General features: G+C 40.9%; 16 protein-coding genes. 5 read left to right on the top strand and 11 right to left on the bottom strand.

Annotated features, from left to right (window positions below; genetic code table 11):
• Positions 1-7: 7 nt before the first annotated feature.
• The 11 genes from R2Q78_RS12715 to R2Q78_RS12665 form a co-directional block, all read right to left on the bottom strand.
• Positions 8-1,924 carry a fumarate reductase/succinate dehydrogenase flavoprotein subunit gene (locus tag R2Q78_RS12715; protein WP_316792436.1) on the bottom strand — a complete coding sequence of 639 codons (1,917 nt, stop codon included), beginning with the start codon at positions 1,922-1,924 and terminating at the stop codon, positions 8-10.
• Entirely contained in the window at positions 1,915-2,595 is a 681-nt protein-coding gene (locus R2Q78_RS12710; RefSeq protein WP_316792434.1) for a succinate dehydrogenase cytochrome b subunit, read from the bottom strand. The genes R2Q78_RS12715 and R2Q78_RS12710 overlap by 10 nt, the downstream gene beginning before the upstream one ends.
• Before the next feature lie 9 nt (positions 2,596-2,604).
• The gene (locus R2Q78_RS12705) at positions 2,605-4,035 is read right to left on the bottom strand and encodes an anion permease (RefSeq protein WP_316792432.1); all 1,431 of its coding nucleotides are present in this window, start codon (positions 4,033-4,035) and stop codon (positions 2,605-2,607) included.
• A 58-nt stretch (positions 4,036-4,093) separates the two neighbouring features.
• The gene (locus R2Q78_RS12700; RefSeq protein ID WP_316792430.1) at positions 4,094-5,212 is read right to left on the bottom strand and encodes a porin; all 1,119 of its coding nucleotides are present in this window, start codon (positions 5,210-5,212) and stop codon (positions 4,094-4,096) included.
• A 187-nt stretch (positions 5,213-5,399) separates the two neighbouring features.
• On the bottom strand, positions 5,400-7,778 hold the full coding sequence (locus R2Q78_RS12695; protein WP_316792429.1) for a PQQ-binding-like beta-propeller repeat protein: 2,379 nt from the start codon (positions 7,776-7,778) through the stop codon (positions 5,400-5,402).
• Positions 7,779-7,862: 84 nt separating this feature from the next.
• Positions 7,863-9,656, bottom strand: coding sequence for a RagB/SusD family nutrient uptake outer membrane protein (locus R2Q78_RS12690; protein ID WP_316792427.1), 1,794 nt, complete (start codon positions 9,654-9,656; stop codon positions 7,863-7,865).
• An 18-nt stretch (positions 9,657-9,674) separates the two neighbouring features.
• The gene (locus tag R2Q78_RS12685) at positions 9,675-13,112 is read right to left on the bottom strand and encodes a SusC/RagA family TonB-linked outer membrane protein (protein ID WP_316792425.1); all 3,438 of its coding nucleotides are present in this window, start codon (positions 13,110-13,112) and stop codon (positions 9,675-9,677) included.
• 128 nt (positions 13,113-13,240) lie between these two features.
• The gene (locus R2Q78_RS12680; protein ID WP_316792424.1) at positions 13,241-14,149 is read right to left on the bottom strand and encodes a FecR family protein; all 909 of its coding nucleotides are present in this window, start codon (positions 14,147-14,149) and stop codon (positions 13,241-13,243) included.
• Positions 14,150-14,204: 55 nt separating this feature from the next.
• Entirely contained in the window at positions 14,205-14,897 is a 693-nt protein-coding gene (locus R2Q78_RS12675; protein WP_316792422.1) for an RNA polymerase sigma factor, read from the bottom strand.
• 59 nt (positions 14,898-14,956) lie between these two features.
• On the bottom strand, positions 14,957-15,841 hold the full coding sequence (locus R2Q78_RS12670) for a hypothetical protein (RefSeq protein ID WP_316792420.1): 885 nt from the start codon (positions 15,839-15,841) through the stop codon (positions 14,957-14,959).
• 65 nt (positions 15,842-15,906) lie between these two features.
• Positions 15,907-17,217 carry a M12 family metallopeptidase gene (locus R2Q78_RS12665; RefSeq protein ID WP_316792418.1) on the bottom strand — a complete coding sequence of 437 codons (1,311 nt, stop codon included), beginning with the start codon at positions 17,215-17,217 and terminating at the stop codon, positions 15,907-15,909.
• A 469-nt stretch (positions 17,218-17,686) separates the two neighbouring features.
• Between R2Q78_RS12665 and R2Q78_RS12660 the strand changes: the two genes are divergently transcribed.
• The 5 genes from R2Q78_RS12660 (at position 17,687) to R2Q78_RS12640 (ending at position 22,177) form a co-directional block, all read left to right on the top strand.
• The gene (locus tag R2Q78_RS12660; RefSeq protein ID WP_316792415.1) at positions 17,687-18,055 is read left to right on the top strand and encodes a hypothetical protein; all 369 of its coding nucleotides are present in this window, start codon (positions 17,687-17,689) and stop codon (positions 18,053-18,055) included.
• 11 nt (positions 18,056-18,066) lie between these two features.
• Positions 18,067-18,957, top strand: a complete 891-nt coding sequence (locus R2Q78_RS12655; RefSeq protein ID WP_316792413.1) for an aldo/keto reductase family oxidoreductase — start codon at positions 18,067-18,069, stop codon at positions 18,955-18,957.
• Positions 18,958-18,989: 32 nt separating this feature from the next.
• On the top strand, positions 18,990-19,679 hold the full coding sequence (locus R2Q78_RS12650) for a CAP domain-containing protein (protein WP_316792411.1): 690 nt from the start codon (positions 18,990-18,992) through the stop codon (positions 19,677-19,679).
• Between the two features lie 72 nt (positions 19,680-19,751).
• Positions 19,752-21,680: an LTA synthase family protein gene (locus tag R2Q78_RS12645; protein WP_316792409.1), complete on the top strand. Its 1,929-nt coding sequence runs from the start codon at positions 19,752-19,754 to the stop codon at positions 21,678-21,680.
• Between the two features lie 5 nt (positions 21,681-21,685).
• Positions 21,686-22,177 carry a GtrA family protein gene (locus R2Q78_RS12640; RefSeq protein WP_316792408.1) on the top strand — a complete coding sequence of 164 codons (492 nt, stop codon included), beginning with the start codon at positions 21,686-21,688 and terminating at the stop codon, positions 22,175-22,177.
• Positions 22,178-22,226: the final 49 nt, after the last annotated feature.

Here is a 22,226-nt window from a genome sequence, read left to right as displayed (position 1 = left end):
AATTGTATTATTTATAACTTCTAACCGTCAACTCCACATTTTCAAATTTCAAAGGTTCAGGGATCAATGTTTCTTCTTTCCCTTCACCCTGCCATTGCCAGGCAGATACAAAGCAAAATTGCTCATCGTTTCTCAGCGCTTCACCTTCCGGGGTCTGGTATTCTTCCCTGAAATGAGCCCCGCAAGATTCCTCTCTGGTCAGTGCATCCTGACACATCAGCTCTGCTACCTCCAGATAATCTCCCACTCTTCCTGCCTTCTCTAATTCCCCGTTCATTTCATCCTCCGCACCGGAAACCTTAAGGTCTCTGTAAAAATCTTCCCTCAACACTTTGATTTCTGCGATAGCCTTTAGCAAACCTTCCCTGCTTCTGGAAAGACCGCAGTAGTCGTACAATAATTTCCCTAAGACCTTATGATAATGATCTGCTGTTTTAGTGCCATTTATGGCAATTAAGGCAGACAAATGTGCGCGCACTTGTATTTCGGCATCCACAAACTCTTGCCGGCTGGTATCAATATGTCCTTCTTTGATTTCACCGGAAAGGTAATTTGAGATGGTATACGGTGCTACAAAATAACCATCCACACAGGCTTGCAACAGGGAGTTTGCGCCTAGACGGTTTGCTCCATGATCAGAAAAATTGGCTTCTCCCAGAGCAAAGAGTCCCGGAACAGTCGTCATCAGTTCATAGTCTACCCACAGGCCACCCATGGAGAAATGCGCCGCAGGCGAGATCATCATCGGTTCGGTATAGGCATCAATAGCGGTGATTTTCCGGTACATATTGAACAAGTTGCCATATTTCTGGGCTATTTTATCCTGTCCCTGCTCTTTTATAGCTTTTGAGAAGTCGAGGTAAACCGCATTCTTCTGTGCACCAATACCATAACCGGCATCAATTCTTTCCTTTGCTGCCCTTGATGAAATATCACGCGGGGCAAGGTTTCCAAAGGCTGGATATTTTCGTTCGAGGTAGTAGTCGCGCTCAGCCTCCGGTATATCGACGGGCTTTCTCTGGTCGTCTTTTTTCAAGGGCACCCAGATCCGTCCGTCATTTCTGAGCGATTCAGACATCAAGGTCAGCTTCGACTGGTATTCACCCGATTGTGGTAATGAAGTGGGATGCACCTGAGTCCAGCTCGGGCAAGCCATCAGGGCGCCTTTTTTATGGGCACGCCAGATCGCAGAGGCATTGCAGCCCATGGCCAGGGTAGATAAATAATAAATCTTACCAAAACCTCCTGTAGCCAGTACCACAGTATGTGCGGCATGCCTTTCTATCTCACCGGTATCCAGATTTCTCACAATAATACCCCTTGCCTTTCCGTCAATAACCACCAGATCAAGCATTTCATGCCTGGTATACAATTGCACTGTTTTTAGTGAAACCTGTCGCAATAAAGCCTGGTATGCACCCAATAGCAATTGTTGCCCGGTCTGCCCCCTCGCATAAAACGTACGGCTTACCTGCACGCCACCAAATGACCTGTTGTTCAGATAACCACCATACTCTCTGCCAAAAGGTACACCTTGCGCTACCGCCTGGTCGATCAGTTGTGCGGAACACTCTGCAAGACGGTATACATTGGCTTCACGCGAACGAAAATCACCACCCTTTATCGTATCGTAAAACATCCGGTATACGCTGTCACCATCATTTTTATAATTCTTTGCTGCATTCACACCACCTTGTGCTGCTACCGAATGTGCCCTTCTTGCTGAATCCTGAAAACAAAACGCCTTTACATTATAACCCATTTCGGCTAATGATGCGGCAGCAGAACTACCGGCAAGACCGGTGCCCACAACAATAACATCCAGTTTTTTACGGTTTGCCGGATTTACCAGCTTTGCATGGTCCTTATAATAACTCCATTTATCCTTTAGTGGGCCAGGTGGGATTTTAGCATTTAGTTCCATACGTATCTTGTTAAATAAATGTATACAGGTATGATGGCAAAGCCCAGTGTTATAACATAACTGTACCATTTACCAAAATTCCTGATCCATCCTACATACTTAGGATGATAAACACCGAGGCTCCTAGCTGCGCTAAAGAATCCATGCAGCAGATGAAAGCCCAGAGCAAACATCGAAAGCACATAAAAAAGCACGTACCACCAGTCCTGATAAACCCCAATCACAATTCCATAAAGGTCTTTATGTCCTGAATCATCTACAGGCAAAGCGCCAAACTTATACTGATACCAGAAGTCTTTAAAATGAAAGACCAGGAAGATCAGTATCAAAGTTCCCAATATGCCCATATTCCTGGAGTACCATTTACTGGAGACTCCCCTTTGATCGTGGACATATTTCCCTGAAGTCTTCCTGTTCTTTAGCGTGATGATCAATGCATCAATCCCGTGTATGATAATCGAGGCATACAACACATAAGAAATGATTTTGATAAATATATTACCGGATAAAATCTGTGAATAACCGTTAAAACTCTCCCTTGCCTGCGCTTCAGGGAGTAGCAACTGCAGGTTTCCCAACAGGTGAATGACGAGGAAAAAGCACAAAAACAGACCCGTAACTGCCATCAGCGTTTTTCGCATTAAACTGGATAGGAATTGCTTTTTTTCCATAACGCTTAATTAATAAATACCAATTGCTTTCCACCATAAACCACCAATACCTATCCATATCAGGATGAAGAAGATGCTGAGGATAAAGCCTCTGGACCACCAGTCCTTTACATCTACGAATGTACTTCCAAAAAACACGGGGGCCGGCCCGTGTCCGTAGTGTGTAAGTGTGCCGAAAATACCGCCGCAAAAGCCTAGTGATAAAGCCAGCAGCATTGGCGGAATACCTATGCTAATCCCAACCCCCAGTAATGCGGCATACATGGAAGCCACATGTGCAGTAGCACTCGCAAACATATAGTGGCTGTAATAATAAACCAGGATGATAATCGGAAAAGCCATAGTCCAGCTCATTCCTCCGATCTTCGTCTTCACCAGTTCGCTAAACCATGGAATCAATCCCAGTTGGTTCAATGCACTGCCCATCATCACGAGGGCTGAAAACCAAACTATAGTATCCCATGCGCCTTTTTCGCTTTTCACATCTTCCCAGGTGAGCACCTGCGACAGCAGCAAAAATACCAGACCAATGAAAGCAGTAGTAGTGGCATCTATTTTAAAGAGATCACCGGTGATCCACAAGAACAACAGCACAAAAAAGGCAATGAGCATCAACCATTCGTTACGTGTTACTGCGCCCATTTCCTTTAACTTTTCAGTAGCCATTTTGGTAGCTCCATCTGTTTTCTTTAGTTCTGGCGGATAGATTTTATAGAGGATATACGGCACGGCGATTAGTGAGATGATTCCCGGAACTATTGCAGCCCACATCCAGGACATCCAGGTGATATGTACACCAAGGTCCGCAGCAAATTTCTGACACATCGGATTACTTGCTGTTCCAGTCAGGAACATAGCAGAAGTGATCAGGTTGACGTTATAGCAGTTGAGCGACAAATAAGCTCCAAGCTTGCGGTGTGTTTCTGCTTTTTCGGGAATAGAGCCAAAGTTCATCGCCATAGATTTCATGATGGGATAAATGATTCCACCGCCCCTGGCAGTATTACTTGGAATTGCGGGAGCTAAAACCAAATCTGCTAAGCCCAATCCGTAGCCTAATCCAAGTGAGCTTTTCCCAAATACGCGGATGAAAAGGTAGGCAATTCTGCTGCCCAAACCTGTTTTAATAAATCCCCTGGCTATGAAAAAAGAAATACCAATAAGCCAGATCACCTTATCACCAAAACTACTCAAAGCCAGAGAAATAGATTTCCCGGGATTGCCTGGTGCAAGTACACCTGTCACGGCTACCAGTGCTATTGCAATCATAGACATGGTCCCCATAGAAGCGGCCTTGAGTATGATTCCCAGAATGGTGGCAAGGAAAATTGCCAGCAAATGCCAGGCTTCAGGTTTTACGCCGTCCGGGATTGGCAGGAACCAGATCAAAAGTCCGAATGCCAGGGTAACCAGAATCATTTTGTAGTTAATTTCTTTCATAATCAAATGAATTAAGGGGCATTAATATTAGAATGAGAAATTTTAAAGAACTGTTGTTTTAAAATCTTGCCTGCACCTGGCAAATGATCCTATTGGTATTGTATTGCGTAGTATTCGGAATGTTTTCCTGATAGCGGTCCATCAGGTAGCCCAACTGGACCCTTATTGCATAAGCGTCTGCAAATGAAGCGCTGGCCATAGGAATATAACTCTGTCTGGCATTGCCAGCCTGCTTAAAATCTGAATCCAGGTATTCATACCTGCAAGCAAGTTCCAGGCTCTTTAACCTGCTGTTTTTTACTGCGTAGCTTACATTTGGCTGAAAGTAAATCCCCCGCATTGCAAAGTTGTTAATTGAAGCAGCGGGGGTAGCCCGACTAAAGAACAAAGCGCTGTTGATTCCCTGCTTGTATTCAGAAACAAGCTCTATACCCCAGGTTTCATTCAATTTCTGCTTATAGTCTATATCTGCACCGTAGGCCCAGATCTTCTCACCAAGATTCTTACCCGCACCACCGCTAAAGCCCAAAAGGGTTGTTTTTCCCAGACCAAAGACCAGCCTGGCAGGAAAAATCTTTCCATCATCATTATCCCCGGTCTGATTGCGATTATTGCCATTAAAAACACCGATGGAATACTTAATTGGAATAGCAATGTCTTTTATTTCGCCAAAATAACTGGCCCCAATCTGGAAACTCTGCCAGCTGTTTGAACCGAACAAATAATACTGATTGGAATAGTCGATGGATCTTACCAGGTCTACCGGATAATTATCTTCCTGTCCAAATTGTGGCCTGAACTGTCCAAATTGAAAGTTTACATAATCATTTATGCTATACTTGATAAAAGCATTCTCGAGCACCTTATTTTGAGGGTTACCTGTGAAATCTCCGAAATTCACCAGTATCACTGCGTTGATTCTGTCGTTGATCGTAGCATTTAGTTGCAGCCTTGCCCGCTTTACAGAAAAGGAATTGTGAGAGAATTGCTCCGATCCGGAATGATGCATTCCATTGATATCGATGTCATCATCTAAGGAATAATTAAACTGCGTTTGGATCATACCCGAAAAATTGATCTTCGCCTTTTCAGACACCGGCAGATTGATGCCCTGGGCAATGACAATAACAGGACAGCAGAATAAGAGGATGCTTAAGATTTGAGAACGACACTTCATAATAGGGCGGTGATTTAAGTACTGTTTTCTATAAAAGCAAATTACTAAAAAAATTTGATCAACTAAAGTGATCAAAGTTACTTTTATTAATGTAGCTTATCAGTTCCTAATTAAAACCTCATATTCCTTGAATTAAAAAAGGCCTTACTGCAATTTGCAATAAGACCTTTTAACAATTTACTTCTAATTAAAGACTACCAATCGAATACACATTTCCGGCAAAATCCGCTACGTAGGCAATACCCTTATCGATCGTTATGTCTGCAAATACAGGTGCACCAAGATTGATTTTCTTCAGCACCTTTCCCGAGTTTTGTTCCAATACATAGAAATAACCATCAGAAGCACCGAAAAGAAGTTTTCCTTGATGAAGCACCACGGAATTCTCTACCGTTCCTGATCCCGGGCCAGTATAAGGTGCCGAATAAACCAGCGCATTACCTACCGGTCTGTTCCAAACTTCCTTCAGGGTATTGATGTCATAAGCCACCACACCGTTTTTGGCCGTTGGCATGATGATGTATTTTTCGGTCACCAATGGTGTCGCCATTACTTTAAACTCATAGGCAGCATCAATCTTTTTGAGGGTTTTTCCAGTGAGGGGATCAATGATAAAGATTGAGTTCAAGCCGGTAATGTAAATATTCCCATTTACATACTTGCCTGTACTGCTTCTGAAACGCAGTCCATCATCACTTCTCTTCCACAGTAATTTCCCTGTCTTCTTATCATGTCCGAAAAGGCTTTGCCAGTTGCTGCCCGTCACAATTACATCACCTGCAATCGTCATTTTCTCAGGTGTTCCCTCTCCTCCTCTCCAGTCCTTGTTTACCCAAAGAGTATTACCGGTCTTTACTTCTAAAGCCTGAAAATAATTTCCTGAACCGGTATAATAAATCCCATTTTCAGCAATTCCTCCTGATATATATCCTGGCAGATTTTTCATTCCTATATCTTTCTTCCAAACCAAAGCTCCGCTACTTGCCTTTAGCGCATAGGTAAATCCTTCCATATCCGTACAAAGTATCAACCCGCCATCATAAGCCAGTTCATGTTTTATCGAATTGCGTGTTTTGTAGTTCCACAGCACAGCGCCTGTATTTGGATCCAGTGCAGTAACCCCACAATTGATGTTGTTTCCGTCATCTATAGTGGCCGCAAACAATTTCCCCTCGGCCAATAGTGGTGCGGTTTTCCAGATATTCCCTTTCAAGCTGGTGATCCACTTTAGTGGTGTACCTGTGGTTTTAGCAGCAATGGTAAATGATTGCTTTTGAATGTGCTCCTCTCCATCAGCAAAAGAAACTTCAGTCTGGATGGTGAGCGGAGTTCCTTTTTCCAGCTTTAGTACAGGTATTTTACCTGTCCAGTTCCAGTCTGTATTTGCAGAAAGCGACGTTTCCGCAACCTTGTTTCCTTTGGAATTATAAATAATACTCCTCACCTGCTTCACGGTTGTTTCGCTATCGTATACATTGGCGTTGATCATCAGGTTGCCCTTACTGATCTGTACCATATCTGCGCCAGACGGGCTATTTACAACAAGGTGTTTATGCAGATAACTATAATGTGGCTTCACCTCCTTTATTCCATTCTGATCTATTTCTATAGACAGGAATTGCCCCGCAGAATTATCGATTCCTCCCTTATCAGGCGATGCAGTAGAAATGTAGTGTATACCTGTCTTGTCGCTTTTTCTTACAAAATTATTATGCCAGTGCCCATACACCCAAGCCTTCAGGTTATTGTCATTCAGATTGATAGAGTCATTTTTACCCTTCAGCACAAATTGATCGTTATAGGTCAGTAAGTCATGGTTAAAGATGATCACCGGTTTGTTCTTATCTGTAGCTGCAAGATCCTTTTTCATCCAGCTGATTACCTCGTCGACTGTATAAGATGGCTGATAATCTCCTGAACGCATTGGAGTTACAATGAAGTGAGCCGGACCGGCATCAAAGGAATAATATACGGGCCCAAAGAGACCTTCAAAAAGCTCCTCTCCATAGGCTCCTTTTACCAGATCATGATTTCCGATACAATAATAGATTTGTTTACCCAATGCTTCAGAAGTAACCTGACTGGCGTGAAAATTCAGTCCCTTCTCATAACAAATATCTCCAGTATGCACGATAAAGCTAATGCCCTGTTTCTTTGCATACTCTCTAACGTTAACGATCCAGTCGTTATAAGTATAGGTTTCCGTATCGGTGATCTGCAGCATTTTTATCGAAGTTCCGGCGCTTGAAGGATCAGGTACCAGTCCAAAGTTATAATCCTTTGAAGTGCCATCTGCCTTTATATAGTGCTTGTCGGCAAATTTATACCCCGCTGGAAGGGTTATGAAAATAAACCTGGTCTTTGAAGTTCCCGGCAATGTATAGTTACCATTCTGATCTGTCTTCAGCACATTCTGTCCGTCAGAAACCGCGATACCGGCTATCCCTTGTTCGCCTGCATCTGCCTGTTTGTTACTGTTTTTATCTAAAAAAACCTTCCCTTTAAACTGGGCATTAGCCGAGCTTATCCAACACAGGCAAACGAAAACAATTGTAAACAATCTCATAATAAAAGTGTAAGTGATAAATCTAAAAAAAAACAGCAAGCATTTTATACTTGCTGTTCTGAGCGCATTAATCAATCAATTTTGTTACCAGCCGAATACTTGTTTCAAAGCGGGGTTCAAAACTGTTTCAACCATAGGAATCGGTCTGTAATAATATTTTGGTTCAATAAAATTCCTTGGCTGATCCCTATCGCGGGTAAACGCAATGAATCCGGATGTACCGCCTGTCAGGTAAAAATTCTGGTCTTTTCCATCTTTATCTTTCAGGTAATATTTCGAAAGATTTTTCTTAATATCCTCAGGAACATTCGCTATCGCAGATTCATCATTTGGTGAAGCAAGGATAGCAATATCGGCAACCCCATCACCCGTAACATCCAGTGCACCCATAGCCGGCACATACATACCCTGCTGACTGTCCTGCAATAATTTACCTGATTTCCAGCGTACAAGATCGTCGTATCGCAAGCCTTCACAAGCCATTTCTACCCTTCTCTCTCTTCTGATTTCGAGCAAGAGTGCCCTGTTTGTAGCTGTTGCATTAGGATAAGTTGCGGATAGCACCGGATCAAGTGCAACTGCTATTGTCATTGCAGGCATTTGCACGCGATTCCTCAGCAAATTCACCGTTTGATCAAGATCAGTTTGAGTGATATTGCCTGACTCTGCTTTAGCCTCAGCATTGATTAGTAATACTTCCGCGTACCTAAAGATAGGCAAGTCTGTATAGTTCATCACCCAACCTAGCATCAGGTCAGCCGAACGTGGATAAAATTTGATTTGGTTGTATCCACCCAGTGTAGGTTTGATACGGAATGGAGCAGTTGTATTGTTTGGCCCCCTGAAATCCGGATTCACGATAGTTTCCTTCATCCTTGGATCTCTTCCTGCAAACACCTCCGTATACAATTTGGTGTTGTAACCCGGCGTATTTGTAAACGGCGTACCATCAGTTTTCAGATAAGTATCTGCCAGGTTTTTACTCAGTGACCAGGTATAATCCAATACAGTATGTGTGTTATTTCCTACGCCAAGTTCTTTACCATAATCAGCCCAGAGAATCATTTCTTTATTTCCCGAAAGATTACCACTAGAGAACAAAGCGCGGTAACCTTCACCTCCACTGCCTACAATACTGAAACCACCATCCTTCATGATCTGAGCACTTGCAGAGATAGCTACATCCAGAAAACGCTGGTAATCATTAGTCAGGCCAACCTCATCATGGTATTTTCTGAATGTACCTTCATGAAGCGCATAGCGTGCCAGCAAAGTCAATGCAGCCCATTTGGTGATTCTGGTATTCGTTCCACCCGGCAGAATATTCGCTGCAGCATAAGTCAGATCGTTCAACACTGAATCAGCTACCATTGCTCTAGGGTCCTGTGGTTTATAAAGCGCAGCGTCTTCAGAGTTTAACACTGTGTTATACCATGGCACGTTATGATAAGACTTGATCATATTGAAGTAAAACAAGCCCCTGAAAAAGCGTGCAATTCCTACATAATGCCTGATTTCCGCAGCATCTCCCTTCACCTGTTTCACATGGTCCAGCATGTAATTGATTTTGCGAAGGTTGCCCCAGTCAGACTTACTCCATCCACCGGCATTTGCAGAAGAAAGTCCGCCTCTCACCATTAGATCTACTGTGCCGCTTGCATTGTAGTTGGCGATGTTGTCTGAATTGATGTCATCATAAGACGGCGAAAGCTGTGAATAAAACCCATTGCTATACGTCTGTAAATCTGCGGTAGACTGAAAAAAAACGTTGCTGGTAATTGTAGTCTGAGGGTCTCTCTGCAAAAAGTCTTTTTTGCAGGCGATCATTCCGGTTGTTATAAATCCTAAAATGAGGATATAATATATTTTTGATTTCATGATACAGTTCTGCTTAAGTTAAAAATTAAGGTTTAAACCAAACGAGAAGGTTTTTTGGAAAGGATATACCGTTCCGTCCAGTCCTTCCGGATCAAGGTTCGCTTTAAGGTGCGAAGTACCAAACACGTTTTCTGCACTGAAGTAAAACCGCAATTTGTCTACCTTCATTTTACTCGTGATCGCAGTTGGCAGCGTATAACCTAATGTTAGATTTTTCAATCGCAGATAAGACGCGTCCTGAAGGTATTTTGTCTGAGGATTACCCAATTCAGTAGCGTCCTCAGCGATGTAAGCTTTTACCCTTGGAAAGTATGCATTTGGTGTCTCTGGTGTCCAGCTATCCAGATTATGAACTTGTACGTTTGTCCACGGTTGCGCATATACTCCCCAGAAGTAGTGGTTACCTGCATTTGGATACCAATCCCTTTTCCCTACTCCCTGGAAAAAGAACCGTACATCAAAGCCTTTCCAGCCAGCATTCAGATCTGCACTATAAAAGTAGCGGGCTCTGTTGTTACCGATGATCCTTTGATCACCAGGATTAGCTAATGTGTTATTTCCTTTATTGATTACGCCATCTCCGTTAAGGTCCCTGAATTTCAAATCACCAACGTCGAATTTATACCCGGTATCATCAGCGCCCACCGCCGTTTGATCGGGGTGACTGGCTAGCTCTTCTTTCGACTGGAAGAAACCTTCTGTTTCTAATCCCCAGATCTCTCCAATTTCTCTTCCAACGTAATTAGCCGAAAGCAAGTTAGTTGGATTATCAAACTTAGTGATGTATGATCTGCTATCGGCCACACTCAATTTCACACCATAGTAAAACTGGCTGCCGGATGCATTAAAGCTGTCATTCCATCCAACTCTTAATTCCCATCCTTTGGTCTTTAAATCAGCAGCATTTAACCTTGGCTCCGCAGTTCCGAAAGGTCCCGGTAAAGATTTACCTAGGGTAAGCATGCCTTCTGTGTAACGTGTGTAAGCATCGAAATTGATCTCCAGCCTGTTTTTAAAGAATCCAAGATCACCACCAAAGTTGATGGTTGACACCTTTTCCCAGGTCAGGCTTGGCGCCACTGCTCCCGGAGGCCTTACCTCAACAGGGCGCTTGCCATCCAGAATTTGACCAATTTGACCCGATCCCATTGTTGGTATATAATCATATGCACCAACATCCTGGTTACCCAAAGCACCATAAGATGCACGAAGTTTCAGCAGATCAATACCAATAGACTCTGTAAGCGGTTGAAAGAAGCGCTCTTTGTTCACTACCCAGGCAGCTGAGGCCGAGGGGAAGAAACCCCATCTGTCACCATCAGGGAAACGTGAAGTACCATCATAGCGGCCATTCAGTTCCAGGATATACTTATCATCAAAGATATAATTCAAACGATAAAACCAGCCTCTTACTGCCCAGTCTGTGATAGACTCAGCACCAGTTACATCACCTGTTGCCAAAGAAACAGAAGGTAATGTATTACTGATTAACCCCTTACGGTTCACCCAATTGGTGTTTTCATACCGGTATTCCTGATTGAAACCAAGCAATGCCTGTACGTAATGTTTTTCTCCGAATGTTTTATGAAAATCAGTATAGACGTTATAGATGTTATGCCTTACACTTCCATTGTCGTTCTGTGCCCATGTAGGATTTGCACCTGCATAACTGATGGTCGAATTCGGGCCTGTTTTATACGGAACCGGAATATCAAAAGATTTACCTGTTGAGTTTATCCTTCTGAAAGTTGCATCTGCTTTAAAATCCCACACGCCATTGATGATACCAGCAACAGCATTGAAAGTTGTTTGAAAATTATTCATCCTCGATACACTGCGTCCTCCGCTCTGCAATCTTCCCAATGTATTTGCACCTGCTGAAGTCCAGCTACCATCCGGATTAAACGGAACGTCCAGTGAACTCTGTCTGTTGATGTTGTGGAACAGGTCAGAATTATAGAATGCCGGGGCATCATAAGTACTTGACATAAATGAAGTATTGTTTCCGATATTAAGCCATTTCCTAAGCTGATAGTCTGCCTTTGCTCTGATATTGTACCTGTCTAAAATGTCATTTCCATAACGCAGCATTCCATCATTTCTATAGTATTCAGAAGAAACGTAATAGCTCAGTTTATCGTCACGTTTTGAGATGTTCATATTGGCACTATAAGTAGGTGCAGTCTTGTTATACACTTCATCCAACCAGTTTGTAGAACCATAATACATCCATGCATTAGGATCGGTCGGAGAAATAATCACAGCAGGCAAAGAAGGATTTTCAGAACGTTGTTTCGCATATTCCCTCACGTTTTCCGGAAACAAATTGTACAATGGGTAAGCCGCATCATGCTTGTATTCCATTGTTTTAAGGGGATCGGTAACAATTTCCGGAACCTTACCCAGTGTTCTGATCGCGTAATAGGTATTCGCAGAAACTTTTAGCTGATCACTTTTTGCCCGTTTGGTAGTGATCAAAATCACACCGAATGCTCCTCTTGCACCATAAATTGCAGCAGATGCAGCATCTTTAAGCACCGACACGCTTTCAACATCATTCGGATTTAAGGCCATCAGTTCACCGGCAGTGAAAGGAACATTGTCCACCAGGATGTAGGGACCGCCTCCGTTTAGAGAAGTATACCCTCTGATGTTAAATGAAGGTGCGCTATTGGCCTGCCCATTAGTGATGGTCACATTCAGATTGGGAATTAGTCCCTGTAAACCAGCTCCTATATTTGGAAAAGGGCGGTTTTCGATGTCTTTACTGGTAATTCCATCTACGGCACCACTCAGATTAATTTTCTTTTGCACACCATAACCCACTACTACAACCTCATTCAGAATCTTCTGATCATCCTTCATTACTACATTCAGCTGCTGTTGTGTACCTACTACAACTTCCGTTGTAGTTAGTCCCATGTAAGTAAATACAAGCACATCTCCGGGAGAAGTTGTCTCTATCTGATAGCTGCCGTCTGCCCCGGTTTTCACAGCTTTGCTTGTACCTTTTACAGACACTGTTACACCTGCTAAGGGAACACCCATATCATCTGTAACCTTACCTTTAATTATTTCCTGTCCAACAAGAATATTTTCTCTTCTCTTGAAAATAACAATATTTTTGTCTGCTACTCTAAAAGAGAAAGGGGTATCATCCAGGATTTCATTTAAAATTTCATCCAGCGGCCTGTCTTCAGCCTCCAGTATGATGCCTTTAACCTTTCTAAGTTCATTATTGTTATAAGAAAAGTCTAGTTTACTTGTTTTACTGATTTTTTCGATTGCTCTTTCCAGTGATTCTCCTTTAAGGTTTATACTTACCTTAACATCTTTTAGATTCTGGCTAAATACCGTTTCTGCCACGAGAGTTCCGGCAGAAGTAAGTAAAGCAGCAAACACCATTAATCCTACCTTCATTATCTTCAGAATTAGTGTAGTAATGTTTTTTTTCATATTTTTAGTTCGTTTTATAGTTTAAATGAAACACAACACAGCCATACGGAAATTTTTTCGACGAAAGCCCCGCATGCTGTACATTTTAGATCAGTATCTGCTGCAACAGGTACTGATTTTTTTTTAGCTTAATTACATCCGCTGCCCGTTATAATTACCTCCTTTTCTTTTAATTCATAATTTATTCCCTGAATGTCTTTTATAAGGTCCAGAACATCCTTCAGACTTTGTTTGGTATTGAAACGGATACTGTTCTGGCAATTCTTAAAGAGCGTTCTGTCGTATTCGATATTTACCTGGTAAGCATTCTCTATAGCCAGCATCATATCCTCGAAGTAAACGGCATTTAAAATAACTTTTCCATCATTCCATTCCGTTTTTTCCTGAGCTACTGTCTTGATCATTTTTGATTGCTTATTGGTCTTATTATAGACAACCTCCTGGTTTCTGGTCAATAAACCAATCTGCTTATCGTCGTGGCTTACCGCTACTTTACCTGTCACCACTGAAACAGTTGCTGTCGACAAGCTTTTATAAGCTTTCACCACAAAGGAGGTCCCCAATACATATGTTTTCAACGTTGCCGATTGTACTATAAATGGAACTTTATCATCATGTACCACTTTAAAGAAGCCTTCTCCGTCTTCCAGATAGACAATTCTTTTCGCACCAAATTTCTTTGGATACTTTAATGTGCTTGCCGCATTCAGCCATACCTTAGATCCGTCTGGCAGTGTCACCTCCTGTGTTTTACCCTTTGCTACTGTGATGGTGATCAGGTCATCATTGTTAAAATTATTATAAAACAGCAAACCTATGGAAAGCAACAGGAAGCTGATAGCCGCAGCTGCCATTAATAGCCTTCGGTTCCTCAAAGGCCTTAATTTAGCTGTTGGCTTTAAGTTATTTTTACTCGCCTGAATTCGTTCCAGAATTTCAAGACGCACCTTCTCCCGGTCATGGTCATCTTCAAAATATGCTGAAGGATCTTCAACGCCGAATTCCTTATAAAGGTCTTTTTTATTCTTTTCGTCCATATACTAAATACATAACGAACGAGAATGAAAGAGGTACTATGGCTAAATGAAAAAATTAATTATTGGGGTATTTTTCTCTTAGTCTTTTTAGCGCACTGGTAATTTGATTTTTAACCGTTTGTGAGGAAATGGAGAGTTTATTTGCAATTTCATTAACAGAAAGCTGTTCCTCCCTGCTCATCAGAAAAACTTTGCGCATACCTACAGGCATATTTTCAATTTCGAGCTGCAGCTGACTAACCATGTCTTTTGATGCGTATCGTTCAAAAACATTTTCTTCCGTACCAGATTCAGATTTTATGGTTTCATTGCTATGTTTTAACTGGAGAATTCGCCTGCGGCTTAAATCAGTAAGTTTATTTTTGAGGATAACATAGATATATCCTGCAAATGTAGTGGTGATCTGAATAGAATTTCGTTTTAGCCAAATCAGCAAGAACATATCATGTACTACGTCTTTAGCTTCCTCTTTATCAAGGAGTTTTTTACAGGCGACAGCGTATACCACATCCCAATAACGGGCATATATCTCATTAAATGCGTCATTATTATCCTCTTTTAATAAAGAAAGCAAAGCTAAGTCGGTAAGCTCTTTCAAATCTGTTTTGTTATAAATAATTTGGTCAACACAATGTATTAAAATTTTTAGCAAAACTAAAATTATAAAAAAGTGTAGATGCAAAGCAGATATTATCTTTTCATTAAATTTAGCCTCTAAAGACCTAAGCACCTCCGGTTTTACACCCAAAGAAGTTTACAAAAATTGTTTAAAAGTTTACAATAGGTAAACTAACTTCCAGTGTTGGCTTAAAAATTCAAACTCAAACCCAACTCAAGAAAGCTGCTTTTTAACTCGGCACCATTAAATTTTGTAGTAGCAATGCTGTTATCAGTAAAATATGCATAATCCTTTCCTGCTAAACTTGCGCCGTAAGTAAAACTTAAGCCACTGTTGATTTCCAATTGCTTGATTATTAAATACGACACATGCAAACTACCTCCATATTTATAGGCATTTGCTTTCTGCTCAAAACTTATGGGTTTGTTAAAGTTTGGCACCAAATTCCAGTTTGCATTGGCGTAATACTTGTAATATCCTGCCCTGGCTTTCCCCAGAGCTGAAAATTTTCCTATTGAATATTTCAAATCGAAGCCAACCTGCAAACCATTCCAGGAATTTTTGTAATAAGAGTTTAAATTTTCGTCGGTGGGGTAATCAGGATCTTCCAGTAAATATAGTTTTTGAACTAAATTATCATAACCTATCAATGCACTTAGCGCTATTTTCCGGGTTAAATCGCGCTTTATAAGCAGATTAAAATTTGCATTTTGATGGTAACCTTTATTGCTTAAAAAGGATTCATCAAATACAGATTGCTTTCTGTTGTCTTCTAAATAATCTGAGTCGTTAACCCTGCCTTTACTTATTCTGCCATAGGTAAAATTGGCATTTACAGCTATTTTTGAAGACAAAAAATAGCTTGAATTGATATTGTACTGGATTCCCTCCAAATTTCTCCATATCAGTTCAGATAAAACATTTGGATTTTTTCCTTCCATATTCCCTGCGATAGACCAATTAAAGTCTTCTCTGAATAGTCCTGTATTTAAAGAAACTGTGAATTTCTGCTCCTGAGAAAAAGCGACAGGCGTAATACACATTAAAATGATTGAAAATAATACAGTTTTCAAGATGGTGTCTTTAAGTAAATAAACCCCATGCTACAAGTACCAACTTGCATGAGGTTTAAATAGATTTAAAATTTAGTTAAATTAAATTTTTGTGCCTGAGAACTGGTGTTGGATGTACTTACGACAATATTTGTACCATCGGCAGTAGCCTGACCACTTAACTCCAGCCTGAGTCCGCTGGCATTTAGCGGAGCAAAACTAAACCCAAGATTTCCAGCATTATAAAGCTTGAATTTTTGGTGACTTGCATTTGCATTTGTCCGCAGCTCCACCTGCGTTCCACTAGTGGTAGCCGCATTGCGTACAGTCAACACTTTCGTAGGATCTAATACCGATTTAATCTGATAATAACCATGTTCCACTTTGGTAAAAATAAATCTTTGGTTATTTGCCTGATGAGAAGGCCAGATGATCACCCTCGTTCCATCAGCTGGACTACCGCCAAAAATATCAAGAGATTTTGAGGCAATACTAACGGGTGTAATCCTATAAACACCACTTACATCCATAGGAAAGTACAGGCTTTTTAAACCGGCAATGTCGCCGGCAGATAAAGCAGCTCTTTGTCCGACAAATGTAGAACCATCTAATTTAGTCATAGGAGGTTGGCTATTGTCTATAGCAAAACTGGTAGAAGAATAAAGCATCACCGACCCAAAGTCAAAAGCACCATGTCCGCCATAATTTAGAAACAGGTTATAATTATGCTCATATCCTGACTGGACTTTTGTCAGGTCCACAATTACATATTGGTCTCTATCCGGCCTGCATTGCTCGTGCATGATCCCCAACGAATGCATCACTTCATGCATTGTAATGCCTACGTGGTTGTAATTGTATAAATTCACGGTATTTACCCTGTTTTTTTGCCAACCTAGTGGTGAATTGTTGCCGGTAGATTTCACGAATTTCATATATTCAGTTTGAGTGGTTCTCTCTTCGAACTGAATTCCTGTAGCTGTGGTAATATTACCTAGTGCTGTATTAATCGTACTAACAAATGAACTGTGTTGGGCTGCAGTCATGGTAGCGGGATCTGGGTATTGGTAATAAGCCTTTGAATTTGGCCAGGTGGCCGCAAAATCTTGTACAATCGTACTTCTTTCCTGCGTGGATAAATCGGCTGTAAGTTTTTTCAGCACGTTAAACTGCTCCTTGCTGATGATTATATCTTCGGCAAAGTAATAGATGCCATCCACTTCCACGATATAATTCAGCTTTCCGTCAATTGTTAACTTATGGATTATTGAATCACCTTTTTTACTTGAAGAAATTGCGCCATTTTCTATTGGGGCAGAAGTTTCCACATTTTTTTTACAGGCATAAAATGTTACTGATAACAGCAACATCATGCAGATTTTGATTAAATTTTTCATTAAATAGGGATTAGGGATTGATGATGTTAAATTAATGGTACTTAAAATAAATTTCGATAAAATATATAAATAAACAAAAATTATATCAGCAATAAAAATTATATAAAAAAACGTAATTACTCACCAATTATCCCAAGTTTCCCATTTCAGAGATTAGCTTCTTTTCAGAATTCCCTCCTCATCGGTTTGTTGCACATTTGGCATGCATTCGCATCTTCAAAGGTTCTTCTCAACCCTTTCATAGGAACTAAACAAGGGTTGGGAGGGCTACAGCCCATTCGACAACTGCGCAGGGATTGATTTGCTATCGCATTTGGGTTGTAATTATACGAATGCACATCAAACACTCAACAAAGACAATACAAATAAACCAACCGGAAGCCGGTGTCATAACTAACGAATCACAATTCAATAAACATTACTAAAAGACCAATTAAAACATTAAATTTGGTCATTAGATTAGATTTTCATGATAAAATTATTTGTAGTTGGATATCCGTTAGACATTGAGGATGTCGAACTGATCGAGTTGTTCAGTATCCAGGGGATGATACATAGTATACATTTATTGACCGATAAAGTAACCCATAAGCATAAAGGCTATGGCTTTATCGAAATGGTAGATCAGGCAGGCGCAGACAGGGCTATTGCAAACCTGAATGGAATGGTGATGAAGGGACGAAAACTTACTGTAAAACTTGCAGACGAGGATCGGGAGAAAAAGCCTAAGCAGTTCAAATCAAACAACTTTCCATCGCATGAGCGACAGGTAAATCAAAATACAGAAAATGGCTTTAAAAGCAAAAGGCCAAGGAAACTGATTTCAGATGGAAAATAAATTATAAGCAGATGCAAAAAATATATATGGGGGATGCAGGCCCGAAAGTTTCTCCTGCAGTTTACGGTTTTTACAGATGGGATGAAGTAAAAGATGCTGGTAATGTTTTAAAAAAGATTGTTCATCTATGTCTTGAGCTGGGTATCAATACCTTTGAACATGGTGATAGTTATGGTTCTTACCAATGTGAAGAACTGTTTGGTGAACTGCTTAAAGAAGGATCTTTCAAAAGAGAAGACGTGGTATTGTTTTCAAAATGCGGACTAAGGGTACCTCACCCTCAGAACCCCGATATCAGGGTAAAGCACTACAATACCTCTGCTGAGCACATCATTAAAAGTGTAGAATCATCTCTAAGAAAACTAAGGACTGATTACCTGGATATCTTTTTGCTGGATAAGCTGGATCCCATCTCTAATCTGGAAGAAACAGCGTTGACATTAGAAAAACTGAAAGACTCAGGAAAAATTAAGAGTATCGGTGTGGCGAATTTTTCTGTTTTCCAGCACCAGTTGCTTGCATCTTATCTAAGCAAACCTATCGTAACCAATCATATTGAACTCAACTTACTAAGTACCCAGGCGCTGGACAATGGTCAGTTGGATTATATCAAACAACGTTATATGCGTCCGCTTGCTTATGCCCCACTTGCTGAAGGAAGAATTGCTACCGGAAACGATGAAAAAGCAACAAAAGTACGCGCTAAGCTTGAAGAACTGAGCATAAAATACAACGCTGATATTGAATCGCTTGCAGTGGCTTGGCTGGTAAAACTTGATGCACTTCCACTAATAGGAACGACCAATGAGCAAAGGATAAGAAATGCAGTAAATGCTTTTAACATAGCGCTTGATCATCAGGACTGGTACGAACTTTATAATGTTTCTATAGCGAATCATTAAGTAAATGGCCTCGCTTTTGCATAAGAGTTAGCATGAGACCCTTTGCTTTGCTGATTTTACTGTTTACAGGTTTACTGACCCCTGCTGCCAACTACAAAAAGGCGCAGGGAGATACCTGGTCCAGAGATGAATTGAGAATGGCCAATACCGCCAAAACCGCTGACTACCTTAGTGGAGAGGAGAAGGATCTGGTCATGTACATGAACCTGGCACGGCTGGATGGCGAGAAGTTTTTCAACACCTACTTCCAGGAGTTTGCGAATTCATACAACAAGCAGATGACTCAATACAGCAACTATAAGGAGCTGAGAATTGACAGGAATAGCCATTATTACATCAGCCTGGAAAGGGACCTTAAAAATATTAAAAACCTGGATATGTTATATCCGGACGAAGCGCTCAGCTGGGTTTCGAGGCAGCATGCAAAGGACATGAATCTTTACAATTATGCTGCTCATACTTCCAGAGACGGGCGAAGCGTAAAGGACAGGATCAGCAGTATGTATCCTAAAAAATCTCTGGGAGAAAATCTTGCTTTTGGATATCCTACCGGATTAGGAAATGTATGTATGTTATTGCTGGACAAAGGTGTTTCTGACTTAGGACACCGAAAAATCATATTAAATTCCACTTCAAAATTTAATTTTGTAGGCGTAAGCATTCAGCCACATAAGGGCTATCGGTACTGCTCGGTAACTGACTTTGTTGCGCTTCCAAGATGAAATAGCTGATATTAAGATATCTTTAATAAATCATTTGCAAATCCTTAAATTCGCTGCATCAAATCACTGCAGTTGAAAACAAAACACTCTAAAACAGTAAATCTTTACGTCGCGCTTGCTTATCGGTTCCTGATCGTAATGGTTTTATATACTTTTTGTCGCTTAGGTTTCTATTTCTTTAATCACGGTTTGTTTCAACACATCACCTTCCCTAAGTACCTGTACATGATGTACGGGGGATTGAAATTTGATGTATCAGCGCTGCTTTATATCAACCTGATCTTTATTTTGATGAATGTTATACCTTTTCCTTTCAGGTATAAAGAGGGTTATCAGCGTTTTTGTAAATGGTTGTTCATCATCTCAAACAGCCTTGGGATTTTAGCGAATTTTGCTGACTTCGCATACTTTAAATACACACTTAAAAGAACGACAGCTACTGTTTTCAGCCAGTTTAGCAATGAACAGAACAAATTCAAACTCTTTATTGATTTTTTAGGAGACTACTGGTACCTGCTGCTGCTTTTTATCGTATTTATCTGGGCTTTTGTCAAGTTATATGATCTCGTAAAAATTAAGCCGCCGGTTCGCTTTACATGGCCGGCATATGCATTGCATACTGTTTTGATGGTCGTAATTGCACTTGCTTGTCTTACCGGTATCAGAGGCGGCTGGGGTTTTGGAACCCGCCCGATCACACTGAGCAATGCGGGAGAATTTGTAGATACCCCGGATCAGATGAGCCTGGTGCTCAACACGCCGTTCTGTATTTTTAGAACATTAAAAGCTTCCAAATTAAAGCCTGTCAATTATTATAATGAACAGGAATTAAATGCGATTTACAACCCAATACACATGCCTGCAGATGCCGGCAAATTTAAGAAACTGAATGTGGTATTTCTAATCATCGAAAGTTTGGGCAAGGAGCATGTTGGCAGTTTAAATACCGATCTTGCCGGGGGAACCTATAAAGGCTATACTCCTTTCATTGATTCCCTGGTATCGCAGAGTTTTACATTTACCCATACTTATGCCAATGGCAGAAAGTCGATTGATGCGCTTCCCTCTGTCATTTCAGGGATTCCGTCGATCAGGGAACCTTTTGTACTTTCTGTTTACTCGGGTAATAAAACCACCAGTATAGCCAAGCTATTGAGTGATGAAGGATATGAAACCGCATTTTTCCATGGTGCTCCAAATGGTTCTATGGGATTTTCTTCGTATACCCATCTCGCAGGAATTAAACATTATTTTGGTCAGAATGAATATAAGAAAAGCGGCGACTCCGATGGCACATGGGGTATATGGGACGATCCTTTTATGCAGTACATGGCAGAAACGATGAATACACTGAAGCAGCCATTTTTCTCCAGCTTTTTCTCTTTATCCTCACACCACCCTTTCAGATTGCCAGACGAGTATGTAGGTAAATTCCCTAAAGGTCCACTACCCGTGCAGGAAGTACTGGGATACACGGATATGGCGCTACGCAAGTTCTTCAAAAAAGCATCAACTATGCCTTGGTACAAAAACACACTATTTGTGCTTTGTGCAGATCACGCAACGGTGTCTTATTTTCCGGAATACCAGACTACGCCGGGTTATTTCTCAATTCCAATAGTACTATATTATCCCGGAGGCAACCTGAAAGGAAAGGCAGATAAAAATGTCCAACAGATAGACATCATGCCTACTGTACTGAATTATTTACATTACGACAAGCCTTATTTTGCCTTGGGTTTTGATGCTTTTGCAAAAGGGAATGATAACTTTGTGGTAAACAACAACGATGGGAATTTTAGTTTTTATCAGGGTGATTACTTGTTGGTCAATGATGGCAAACTAAACATTGCACTGTATAATCTGAAAACAGATCGTTTGACTAAAAACAACATATTAGAGAAAGAACCGTTAATTGCAGGTAAGATGGAGAAGTATTTAAAAGCATTTGTGCAGCAATACAACAATCGGATGATCGACAATAAACTTACAGCCGAATAAAGTAAATGCGCAAATCCCTGATCAAATTTATAGATTTCTTTTATCCGCCGTTTTCGCGCTGGCTTCCGATTCACACTTTCAGATACATAGTTTCAGGTGGTTCAACTGCATTATGCGGCATCGTTTTCTATTATATTGCCTACAACTGGATCTTGCACCAGAGAAATGTACAGGTAGATTTTCCTTTTCTGCCTAAGCTCATTACCGCGCACTCCTTAGCCTTGGTGATCAGTACGTTTGCTTCTTTTGTATGGGGTTTTACGTTAAACAAATACCTGATCTTTACGAAGTCGAACTTAAAGGGAAGAGTGCAGATTTTCAGATATGCTGCAGTGATGGGTGTCAATCTGGGGCTTAACTTTGCCATGCTGAAATACATGGTGGAAGGCTTGCACTTCTACCCTACTATATCACAGGCCTTTATTACAATTACATTGTCTCTGTGCAGTTATTTCCTGCAAAAACACTTTACTTTCAAGGTCAAAAAACACAACTAGCTAAATCTCATTTTAAGGTCATCGCAGTGCATTTATTTGTTTAAAGCTG

This window comes from Pedobacter frigoris (genome assembly GCF_032678645.1).
GTDB lineage: Bacteria > Bacteroidota > Bacteroidia > Sphingobacteriales > Sphingobacteriaceae > Pedobacter > Pedobacter frigoris_A.
The sequence above is the reverse complement of the archived record's forward strand: the minus strand, read 5'-3'. Positions and strand labels throughout refer to the sequence as shown.